At 65.8% G+C, this 10,117-nt stretch carries 14 protein-coding genes; 5 read left to right on the plus strand and 9 right to left on the minus strand.

All coding sequences use genetic code 11. From position 1 onward, the window contains the following. From RMN84_RS00655 to RMN84_RS00670, 4 genes are all read right to left on the minus strand, one after another. Window positions 1-719 (minus strand): beta-ketoacyl synthase N-terminal-like domain-containing protein (locus RMN84_RS00655; RefSeq protein ID WP_405051409.1); only part of this gene is annotated, 719 nt, incomplete at its 3' end. A gap of 18 nt (window positions 720-737) precedes the next feature. Next, window positions 738-1,193, minus strand: coding sequence for a MaoC family dehydratase (locus RMN84_RS00660; RefSeq protein WP_309610280.1), 456 nt, complete (start codon window positions 1,191-1,193; stop codon window positions 738-740). A gap of 52 nt (window positions 1,194-1,245) precedes the next feature. Beyond that, window positions 1,246-2,337 carry a mechanosensitive ion channel family protein gene (locus RMN84_RS00665; protein ID WP_309610281.1) on the minus strand — a complete coding sequence of 364 codons (1,092 nt, stop codon included), beginning with the start codon at window positions 2,335-2,337 and terminating at the stop codon, window positions 1,246-1,248. A 61-nt stretch (window positions 2,338-2,398) separates the two neighbouring features. Then, a complete protein-coding gene (locus tag RMN84_RS00670) occupies window positions 2,399-3,400 on the minus strand; it encodes a DNA topoisomerase IB (RefSeq protein ID WP_309610282.1) in 1,002 nt (333 codons plus the stop codon). A gap of 82 nt (window positions 3,401-3,482) precedes the next feature. On the opposite strand from RMN84_RS00670, the gene RMN84_RS00675 reads away from it, so the two are divergent. Further along, window positions 3,483-4,028 carry a type 1 glutamine amidotransferase domain-containing protein gene (locus RMN84_RS00675; protein WP_309610283.1) on the plus strand — a complete coding sequence of 182 codons (546 nt, stop codon included), beginning with the start codon at window positions 3,483-3,485 and terminating at the stop codon, window positions 4,026-4,028. Window positions 4,029-4,119: 91 nt separating this feature from the next. After that, window positions 4,120-4,545, plus strand: coding sequence for a hypothetical protein (locus RMN84_RS00680; protein ID WP_309610284.1), 426 nt, complete (start codon window positions 4,120-4,122; stop codon window positions 4,543-4,545). A gap of 2 nt (window positions 4,546-4,547) precedes the next feature. Here RMN84_RS00680 and RMN84_RS00685 read toward each other — a convergent pair whose 3' ends face one another. Beyond that, entirely contained in the window at window positions 4,548-4,880 is a 333-nt protein-coding gene (locus RMN84_RS00685; protein ID WP_309610285.1) for a hypothetical protein, read from the minus strand. A gap of 263 nt (window positions 4,881-5,143) precedes the next feature. Here RMN84_RS00685 and RMN84_RS00690 point away from each other — a divergent pair, with 263 nt between their 5' ends. After that, window positions 5,144-5,791 carry a S24 family peptidase gene (locus RMN84_RS00690; protein WP_309610286.1) on the plus strand — a complete coding sequence of 216 codons (648 nt, stop codon included), beginning with the start codon at window positions 5,144-5,146 and terminating at the stop codon, window positions 5,789-5,791. Window positions 5,792-5,847: 56 nt separating this feature from the next. Here the strand turns inward: RMN84_RS00690 and RMN84_RS00695 are convergent, their stop codons facing one another. Beyond that, a complete protein-coding gene (locus RMN84_RS00695) occupies window positions 5,848-6,300 on the minus strand; it encodes a hypothetical protein (protein WP_309610287.1) in 453 nt (150 codons plus the stop codon). Window positions 6,301-6,453: 153 nt separating this feature from the next. Next, window positions 6,454-6,633, minus strand: a complete 180-nt coding sequence (locus RMN84_RS00700; protein ID WP_309610288.1) for a hypothetical protein — start codon at window positions 6,631-6,633, stop codon at window positions 6,454-6,456. 108 nt (window positions 6,634-6,741) lie between these two features. Between RMN84_RS00700 and RMN84_RS00705 the strand changes: the two genes are divergently transcribed. Together RMN84_RS00705 and RMN84_RS00710 are read left to right on the plus strand one after the other, a co-directional pair. Next, entirely contained in the window at window positions 6,742-6,951 is a 210-nt protein-coding gene (locus tag RMN84_RS00705) for a hypothetical protein (protein ID WP_309610289.1), read from the plus strand. Window positions 6,952-7,066: 115 nt separating this feature from the next. Beyond that, on the plus strand, window positions 7,067-8,479 hold the full coding sequence (locus tag RMN84_RS00710) for an amino acid permease (RefSeq protein ID WP_405051410.1): 1,413 nt from the start codon (window positions 7,067-7,069) through the stop codon (window positions 8,477-8,479). A 50-nt stretch (window positions 8,480-8,529) separates the two neighbouring features. On the opposite strand, the gene RMN84_RS00715 is transcribed toward RMN84_RS00710, so the two are convergent. Both RMN84_RS00715 and trpS read right to left on the minus strand, forming a co-directional pair. Beyond that, window positions 8,530-9,240, minus strand: coding sequence for a DUF4136 domain-containing protein (locus RMN84_RS00715; RefSeq protein WP_309610290.1), 711 nt, complete (start codon window positions 9,238-9,240; stop codon window positions 8,530-8,532). A gap of 99 nt (window positions 9,241-9,339) precedes the next feature. Continuing rightward, a partial coding sequence (gene trpS, locus RMN84_RS00720; RefSeq protein ID WP_309610291.1) for a tryptophan--tRNA ligase occupies window positions 9,340-10,117 on the minus strand: 778 nt, incomplete at its 5' end.

Here is a 10,117-nt window from a genome sequence, read left to right on the forward strand (position 1 = left end):
TCGGGCGTGCCGCGCACGGGCTGAAGCTTCTGGAGGTCGGCGAGCGTGGTCGAGGGGCGGTTGCCCTCGTCCTTTTCGAGCGTGACCTCGTGCATCGAGACGGCACCGGTCTCCTTGTCCTTGACGCCCATCGTGGCGGTGACGGAGATGATCTCGTCGGCGAAGGTGCCATTGGCCTGCGCGGCGGCGGTGCGCTGTTGCGATTGCAGGGCGTATTCGTCGCAGCGCTCGCGGCTGACCCCGTAGCGGTTGCCGACGACTTCGGCGGTGTCGATCATCGGCATGTATACGCCGTTGTGCATCGCGAGCAGCTCGGGGTCGGGGCCGACGCGCATCTCGCCGGTCTGAACGAGGCTGACGCTCTCGACCCCGCCGGCAACGCACACGTCCATGCGGTCGACGATGACCTGCTTGGCAGCGGTGGCGATGGCGACGAGGCCCGAGGCGCACTGGCGGTCGATCGACAGGCCGGCGACCCCGACGCCGAGCCCGGCGCGCAAGGCGGCGGTGCGGCCGATGGTGATCTGGACGCCCTGTTGCAGCGCCGCGCCCATGACGACGTCTTCGATGTCCGTCGCGGCTACCCCGGCGCGCTCGACCGCGGCGCGAATGGCGTGGGCGGCGAGGGTCGGGGAGGGGGTCGCGTTGAACGCGCCGCGATAGGCGCGGCCGATCGGGGTGCGGGCGGTGGAAACGATGACGGCGTCGCGTGCGGACATGCTTTTCTCTCCTGGAGGTTAGGCGAAGGTCAGTCCAAGCCACTCGGCAACTAGCGCCGGCTTAGCCTCGCCTTCAATTTCGACGGTGACGGTGTGGCGGAACAGCAATTGGCCGGGGGCCTTCTCGTCGACCGCGTCGAGCGTGAAGCGGCCGCGAATGCGCTTGCCGGAGCGGACCGGAGCGATGAAACGGACCCGGTCGGAGCCATAATTGACGCCCATCTTGAGCGTATCGGGCGCGAGCATGACGTCGGCCGCCATGCGCGAAAGCAACGACAGGGTCAGGAAGCCGTGAGCAATCGTTCCGCCAAACGGGGTTTTGGCGGCGGCGACGGGATCGACATGGATGAACTGCTGGTCCTCGGTTGCGTCGGCGAACGCCTGGATCCGCGCCTGGTCGACCAGGATCCAGTCGGATGCGCCGATGTCGGTGCCAACCTTGGCGCGGATGTCGGCGAGGGAGACACTGGGCATGCTTTGCTCTAGGCGCGGCGCAAGGGGCCCCGCAAGCCCCCTGGCACCGACGCTACGGAAGCGCCGCTGCCTCTGGGTAGGGCGGGACCAGCGTTCCGTCGGGCATGGCGAGGAAGGCGGTCTGGGTGGGGGTGGCGAGGAGCAGGCCAGCCTGTTCAAGGCCGCTGAGCAGGGTCGCGAGGATGGTCGCCTTGCGCGCGGCGTTCGCGTCGGGGTCGAGGCTGTCGTCGTCGTAGATCAGCTCATGATCGAGGCCGGTGCTGCCGAACCCGGTGACGACGCAACGGACCAGCGTGCAGCCTGGCACGGCGCGGACGGCAGTGGCGGCAATGGCGGCCGGATTCGAGAGACGGGCGGCAGGCGTGCGCAGGCCCAGCGCGAACGTGACGACGACGCGGCGGCGCTGGGCTGCGGCGAGGTTGTGGATTTCACGTTCCAGCAGTTTGGTGTTGGCCATGATGATCTGCTCGCCGGTGGGGGAGCGCAGGCGAGTGGTTTTCATGCCGATGCGCTCGACCGTACCGACGGTGGTGTCGTAGCGGATGGTGTCGCCGCGGCGGAACGGCTTGTCGAACAGGATCGCGAGGGCAGCGAACAGGTCGGAAAAGATGCCCTGCGCGGCTAGGCCGATGGCGATGCCGCCGACGCCGAGGCCGGCGACCAGCGCGGTGACGTTGACGCCGAGATTGTCGAGGATCGCGACCAGTGCGAGGCCGAACAGCGCGACCGAGACGATCACGCGGATGACACCATAGGCGTTACCGAGGGTCGTTGCGCCGGGTTCCTCGCCGACGTTGCGATGGATGACGCCGAGGACCAGCTCGCGCGCCCATACGGCGGCCTGCAGCGCCGCAGCGATGGTGAACAGCGCGTCGAGGAGGTGTGCGGGCCTTGGTGGCATGTCGGCATAGCGGGCGACGGTGTCGAGCGCGGTCGCGACCATGAACAGGATCGAGGTCTTCGACAGGACCCGGCCGACGACGCCTTGCCAGTGAATGCAGCGCGAGTCGTTCGCGACCATGCGATGGCCGAGCCAGCGCAGGCCGAGCATGACGAGGACGAGCACTGCGGCAACGATGGCGCCTAGGGTGAGGGCTTCGGCGTTGCGAGCGAGCCAGTCGAAGGCGTTGGGGACATAGTCCATGCGGCGCGCTTTAGTCGGGAGCTGCGCTGGCGATCAAGGCTGGTCGATCGAGGCTGGCGGTTCAGGCCGCCGTGCGAGCGCGGCCGGGTTTCTTATTCAGAAAGGTCATCATCCCAACCTCGCAGCCCGATAGCCAGCGGCGCGCGCGGGGGACCTTCAACCCGGCGAGCGCGTCGCGCGGGCTGTCGCGGACCGCCTCGATCAGGCGCGGATGAACATAGCTTTTGCGGCTCATCGCGACGGTGTTGCCGAGCGCCTCGGCGACCGGCTCGACCATCGTCTTAACGGTGAGCCGCTGGCCCTCCTCGGTCGCCAGCATCTGTTCGAAGGCGATGACGCTGGCCCCCCAGGTGCGGAAGCTTTTCGCGGTGAAATCGCCGCCCGATGCGTCGCGGATATAGGCGTTGACGTCGGCCGAGGTGATCGCGTGCGGATCGCCGTCGTCACCGACGTACTGGAACAGATTCTGGCCGGGCAGGTCCTGGCATTTGGCGACAATGCGCTTGAGGTTGGCGTCGGTGATCGCGACTTCGTGGACAATGCCGTGCTTGCCGGTGAATTTCATCATCAGCTTGCCGCCGCGTTTCAGGAGGTGGCGATTGCGCAGCGTGGTCGCGCCGAAGCTCTTGTTCGAACGGGCATATTGCTCGTTGCCGATGCGGATATGCTGGGTGTCGAGCAGGCGGACGACGGCGGCCAGCACGGTGTCGCGGCCGAGCGAGCGCTTGCGCAGATCGGCCGCGACGCGCTGGCGGATTTTGGGCAGGGCTGCGCCGAAATCGAGCGTGCTGCCATATTTCGATTTGTCGCGGCGGGCGCGGAATTGGTCATGGTAGCGATATTGCTTACGCCCGCGCGCGTCGCGGCCGGTCGCCTGGAGGTGGCCGTCGGGGTCGGGACAATACCAGGCGTCAGTGTAGGCCGGGGGCAGGGCGAGGACGTTGAGTCGGTTGATCTCGTCGCGGTTAGTGATGCGCGTGCCGTCGGGAGCGAAAAAAGCCCAGGCACTGCCCTTCTTCTCGCGGGTGATGCCGGGGACGCTGTCAGATGAATGGCGAAGCATTAGGGTCTTTCTACCGGGACGGACGATGGCGTAATGACGCTAGGCCAGCGCAAGTTCCGCCTAGCTGCGCAGGGGAGTGTCGATGACGGCGATTGGCGACGCGCATGTCCTGATCATGGCGACCGACGGTTTTGAGGAAAGCGAGCTGTTCGGCCCGCGCGCGATCCTGATCGAGCGCGGCGCGCGGGTGACGCTGGCGTCGCCGACGCGCCACCCGATCCAGGCAACGGTGCTGGACGATCCGGGGCGGACGATCCGGCCCGATCTGACCATCGGCGCGGTGGTCGACGACGATTATGACGCGCTGATCCTGCCGGGGGGCCTGCGCAATCCCGACGCGTTGCGGACCGACGCGGCGGCGATTGCGCTCATTCGGCGGTTTGTAGCGGCGGGCAAGCCAGTGGCCGCAATCTGCCACGGGCCGTGGCTGCTGGCCGAGGCTGACGTGCTACGCGGGATCGAGGTGACGTGCTGGCGATCGATCCGCACCGATCTGATCAACGCCGGAGCAAACGTGGTCGATGCGCCGGCGGTGACGAGCGGGCATATTGTCACCAGCCGGATGCCCGATGACGTACCGGCGTTCACGGCGGCGCTGATTGCGCTGATCGAACGTTCTCCAGCTTAACCGCTCGCCAAGCTTTGTCGGGTATGGCGGGCTTATGGGTGGGAACGTGATTCGACATTGGAGCGACTCGGTCGCGGAACTGTGCGGGGGAATGGCGCTCGGCCTGGGTGCGGGTGGCGCGGCAGTGCTGCTGGCGCCGCGGTTCGGCTTGACCATGTGGGGGGTCGGCGCGGGTGCGCTGGTCGTCGGATTTGCCCTCGGTTGGTTGGTCGTACGGATGGTTCCCTCCGAGCGCCCCCCGAAATCACTGGCGCCGTTTGAACTGGCGCCGCTCGAAGCGTGTGAGGCGGACGACGCGTTGCTGCTCGAAGATGTACTGCCCCAGTCCGCCGAGGAGTCGCGAGTCGTGCGGCTGTTCGCGCCGGACGGGCCGAAGACGGTCGGCGCCCTGCAAGCGCGGATCGACCAGCATCTGGGACAGCGCGCCGCCGAAACCCAGTCGCCTTCCCAAGCGCCGGACGCCAGCGACGCGCTTCACGCGGCGCTCGACGAAATCCGGCGCTCGCTGCGTCGCTGACGTCAGGCGGCGATGGTCAGGGCCTCCAGGCCAAGGCTGATCGCGCCGTCGTCATGCACCAGCGGTTGAAATTGCACGGCGATATCGGCGAGTATCTGTCCCGATATCGCGAATTCCGCCTCCTCGATGCCGGCGAGCAGGCGTTCGACAATCGCCTTCGCGTCTGGCCCGGGGACGCGCAAGCCGATCGCATGACGCTCTCCGGCGAAGGTTAGCGAATGCCACTCGGTCGAACGATATTGAGTCAGCAAGACGGTTTCTCGAGGCAGGCCGGTGCGCGCGAACAGCGCCCGGAGCAGCCCGGCGGCGGCCGGCGACATGGCGATTTTCATCATCGGGTCATCTCCAGAAAGGCGCGGACGCGGGCCTCGGTTGCGGCCCGCGGCTCTCGCCCGTTCCTCAGGTCGAACACGAATCGCGGATCGCGGACGACATCGCGGCCAAAGCGCGCGGGAGTGGTGTCGTGTCGGCGAATATATCCTTCTATTTCTCTCAGCAGTTGCATGACCTTGTCCCACACGGATAACGACTCGACTCCTGCAAGATTCCCATCCATTTCCTACTTGTCTAGAGTTTATCCTATGTTTACCTTATTATCATGATGGCAGACAATCCCCGGACCCTTCTCGAGCGGCTGTGCGTCGAACGCGGCGAGGACTTCTCTTCGCTATCGCGGCTGCTCGGAAAAAATAGTGCCTATATTCAACAGTATCTGCGGCGCGGGACGCCCAAGCGGCTCGGCGAGAAGGAGCGAAGGACACTGGCGCGCTATTTCGACATGCCCGAGTCGTCCTTTGGTGGCCCGGTGCGTCCGCCTCCCGGTGGCGGGCTGGTACCGGTGATGCGCGTGCCGGTCAGCGCTTCAGCCGGGCAGGGCGCGATCCCGTCGGAGGAAGCGGCAACTCCCTATTTTGCCTTCGACCGTCGCTGGCTGCGCCACATGACGGCAGCGCCCTCGGACAATCTGGTGATCATCCGCGTCGAGGGCGATTCGATGGCGCCGACGCTGGGCGACGGCGACGATATATTGGTCGATCGCGGCGATTGCGGCGAGCGGCTGCGCGACGGCATCTATGTGCTGCGGGTCGACGAGGCACTGATCGTCAAGAGGCTGGCGCTCAATCCGGTCAGCCGGCGGGTCACGGTCCAGTCGGACAATCCCGCCTATCCCGACTGGCCCGACCTCAAGCTGAATGCGATCCATTGCATCGGGCGGGTGATCTGGGCGGCGCGCAAGGTGGCGTAGGACGGCGATTCCGGGCCGGCGCGCGGCCGGCCCGAGTTCGCGGCAAATGGCTGCGGCTACTTTGCCATCTTCACTTCGCCCCACAATCCTTCGTCGATGAAAGTGCGATATTTCTCGTAGCCAGCAACGGCGGTCTTGTCCTGCGCTTCGGTAAACTGCTTGCGGATATCCTTATCGATCGCCTCGTCGCGTGCCTGATTGGGATCGAGCATCGCGCCGCTCGGATAATGGGTCTCTATCAGCACGTTGGGCGAGCCCTTCATGTAGTTCCCCCTAACCATGAAGCGGTAATCGTCGATGAGGCCATGCGCTTTCATCACCTCAAGCGCGGGCACCTGCGACTTGCGCAGGCCTTCGAGATATTCATCGACATGGTTGGGATCGACCTCGATCGCGTTGATGTTCCACATCCCTTTTTGCGGCGTGTAATCGACATAGGGCTTGGCCAACGCCGAGGAGGCGGCGAGCAGGCCAGTTACGGCGGCGGCGATGGCGACTTTGCGGATCATGCGATTTCCCCTGCTGATGGTGGACGACGCAAACGGGTCGAGGCAGGCACCGCGGGCAAGCCAAACGGGGTCCGGATCGACGCGCGAACAATTGCGTGAATTCGTGAGGGAGTCGAGTCCGGTTAATCTGACTTAATGCGGAATATGGTGTGCTCAGCGCGCCCGGTCACGGTGCCGATCAATCAGCCACAACACCACCGCCAGCGCAGCACCGATTCCGGTGCCCGTGAGCACGCCGAGCATGACCCTGCCTGTCGTCATGCCCCAGATCGTGCCGCCGATTATACCAAGCATCAGGAACAGGCCGCCGGCCTGGGTGGTGGGAGTGCGCATGCCCGCGCCTTGGCAGATGCGGGCGGGCGACGCCAGCGGCATGGTTGACGGGCCGCTAACGACGCTTGTGCGCGGTCGCGAAAGAACGGGCGAGGTAGGGGATGCGGCATGCCTACCCCTTATATTTCCGACCGCTCCGCCCTGGCCGACGCCAACGGGCTGATGCAGCGCTATGGCGACGACGCTGGGTTCGAGGCTGCGGCGCGCGCGCACGCCAGCCGCGATGCCGGAAATGTCCTGCGCTTCTGCCACTGGCGGCAGATCGAGCGGGTGATTGCGACGTTGGCCAGCGACGAGGTCGTCGGGACGGTTCACTAGCTGCTCGCGCCGCCGAAGTCGGTGGTGAGAGCCTGATTTACGCCTTCAGTGGGAGCGCGAAGCGCTTCCACCTCCGACGATCAGGCTCTAGGCTCCCGTCAAAGGGGAGCCAACCATGAAGAACTGGAACGTGCGCAAGCTGGTCGTCGCGCGCGAGGACATGCCCGAGCATCACCGGCTGGCGCGCTCGCTGTCGTGGCCGCATTTGATCGCGCTCGGGGTCGGGGCGATCGTCGGCACGGGCATCTTGACGCTGATCGGGGTCGGCGCGGCCAAGGCGGGGCCGGCAGTGATCCTGTCGTTCGCGATCGCCGGCGTGATCTGCGCCTGCGCCGCGCTCGCCTATGCCGAGATGGCGACGATGATTCCGGCGTCGGGGTCGGCCTATACCTACAGCTATGTCGTGTTCGGAGAGTTGCTGGCGTGGGTCGTGGGTTGGTCGCTGATCTTGGAATATTCGCTAGTGGTAATCGCGGTCGCGGTCGGCTGGTCGGGATACGCGTCGGGGTTTTTGACGAGCGTCGGCATGGGGTTGCCGGCGGCGCTAACCAACGGGCCGGAGCTGGGCGGTGTGTTCAACCTGCCGGCAGTCGTGATCATCGGCGTGGTCGCGGCGTTGCTGTCGGCGGGAACGCGGGAGAGTGCGACGCTCAACGCAGTGCTGGTGGTCGTCAAGATGCTGGCGCTGGCGCTGTTCATCTTCGTCGCGGCGAAGTCGTTCGACCCGGCCAATTTCCACCCGTTCATGCCGACCGGCTTTCCACGCAGCGGGCCGGCGGGGCATGAGGTCGGGGTGATGGCGGCGGCGGCGATCATCTTCTTCGCTTTCTATGGCTTTGACGCGATTGCGACGGCGGCGGAGGAGGCCAAGAACCCCGACCGCGACCTGGCAATCGGGATCGTCGGGTCGATGGTCGCGTGCGTCGCGATCTACATGGCGGTGGCGGCGGCGGCGATCGGGGCGCTGACCTATACCAAGTTCGCCGACAGCCCGGAGCCGCTGGCGCTGATCCTCCGTTCAATCGGACAACCACTCTCAGCGAAGATCCTCGGCCTGTCGGCGGTGATCGCACTGCCGACGGTAATCCTGGCCTTTTTCTTCGGCCAGAGCCGGATCTTCTTTACCATGGCCCGCGACGGGCTGTTGCCGCAGTCGCTGGCGCGCGTGTCGAAGCGCGGAACGCCGGTGCGGATCACCATCTTCACGGCAATCGTCGTGGCGGTGATCGCCGCCATCTTTCCGCTCAACGAGATTGCTGCGCTGGCTAATGCCGGGACGCTGACCGCGTTCGTGGCAGTGTGCGCCGCGATGCTGGCGATGCGGCGGCGCGAGCCGAATCGGGAACGCAAGTTTACCGTGCCGCTACCGTGGGTCGTCGGCACGGTCGGGATCCTCGGCTGCTGCTATCTGTTCTACAGCCTGCCGGAGCGGACCCAGACTTGGTTCTTCGGCTGGAACCTGTTCGGGCTGGTAGTGTATTGGGTCTATGGCAGTCCCCGGGCGGCCAAGGCGCGGGCGCAGGCATAGAAAAAGCCCGGGCACTGCTGCCCGGACTTTCACTTGTGCAAGCCGTGGGTTTAGCCCCGCGGTGGAACCTTGCCGGGCGGCGGAACGGTGATCTTGACCGTCTCGCCATTGCGACCGGGGAAGCCGGTGAACATCGCTTCGACCAAGTTGGGGACCAAGCGGGTCAGATCGTCGTTTTCCGAACGAGCGCGGGCGTGCCCTTCGAACACCGACTGATTGTCGGCCTTGCGCCGGATGTCGATGTCGAGATTGCTCTTGTAGACGGTATAGCTGCTGACGCCGCCGCCGTACCAATAAGGGTCGTCCCAGCCGTAGAAGAACGGGCTGCGATAGCCGCCATAGCGCGAGTAGAACGGGCCGCCGCCGTAATAGCCGCCGCGTCCGAAGCCGAAGCCGATGCTTAGGCCGCTGCGCCCGTAGCCATCACCGTAGCCGCCATAGCCGAACGAATCATTGGCATATTCGGTGGTGCCGCGGTCGACGGCATAGCCGACGTTGACGACCAGCGTGGCCGCGCCGGGGCTGGGTGCCGCAGCATAGCCTTGCGCCGCCATTGCCTGAGCAACGACGCCGCCGAAGCGCTGGAATTCGAGCGTGCCGTTGAGGCGCGGGTCCATGGGCACGACGAAGAAGGTCTGACCGGCGGGGGCCGGCATGGCCTGATAACGCGACACTTGCGCGGGGAAGCCGGTGACGCAACCCGACAGGGTAACCACGGCAGCACCCATCAGGGCGGCAGCAGCCAGTTTATATCTACGCATAAGTCGTTGCTCCTCAGGAAGGGAGAATATGTCCGATCCTGCGGTTAAACGATAGTTAGCCTGAATGGACGATGAAGCGAGCCGTCAATGCGATAGAATTCAGCGACTTAGGCCGACCGTACGATATGCGTCGGCCAGCGTCGGAGCCGCGATGGTCCGCGCCCGCTCTGCACCGGCGGCGAGGAAGCTGTCCAGCGTGGCCTCGTCGCGGCGCAATTGGTCGAGCCGGTCGCGGATCGGGGCGATGGTGGCGATGACCGCGTCGGCCAGCACCGGCTTGAACGCGCCGAACCCCTTGCCGGCGAAGCGGCCGAGGACTTGTGGCACGGTTTCGCCGGTCAGCGCAGCGAGAATACCGACGAGGTTGGTCGCCTCGGCCCGCCCGGCGAACAGCGCAGGATCGTCAGGCAAAGGCTCGGGATCGGTGCGCGCCTTGCGGATTTTCTGGGCGATGGCATCGTCGCTGTCGGTCAGGGAGACGCGGCTCTGCTCGGACGGGTCGGACTTGGACATCTTCACCGCCCCGTCGCGCAGGGACATCACGCGCGCCGCAGTGCCGCCGCCGATGAACGGCTCGGGCGCAACGAATAGCTCGCAGTCATAGTCGGCGTTGAACTTGATCGCGATGTCGCGCGCCAATTCGATATGCTGCTTCTGGTCCTCGCCGACCGGGACATGGGTCGCGCGATAGACCAGCACGTCGGCGGCCTGGAGCACGGGGTAGGTGAACAGGCCGACGCTGGCGCCTTCCTTGTTCTTGCCTGACTTGTCCTTGAACTGGGTCATGCGGTTGAGCCAGCCCATCCGCGCCGTGCATTGCAGAATCCAGGCGAGCTCGGGGTGCGCCGGCACGGCGGACTGGGCGAACAGGGTCGAC

Source organism: Sphingomonas sp., assembly GCF_031380695.1.
In the GTDB taxonomy this organism is placed as follows: Bacteria; Pseudomonadota; Alphaproteobacteria; order Sphingomonadales; family Sphingomonadaceae; genus Sphingomicrobium.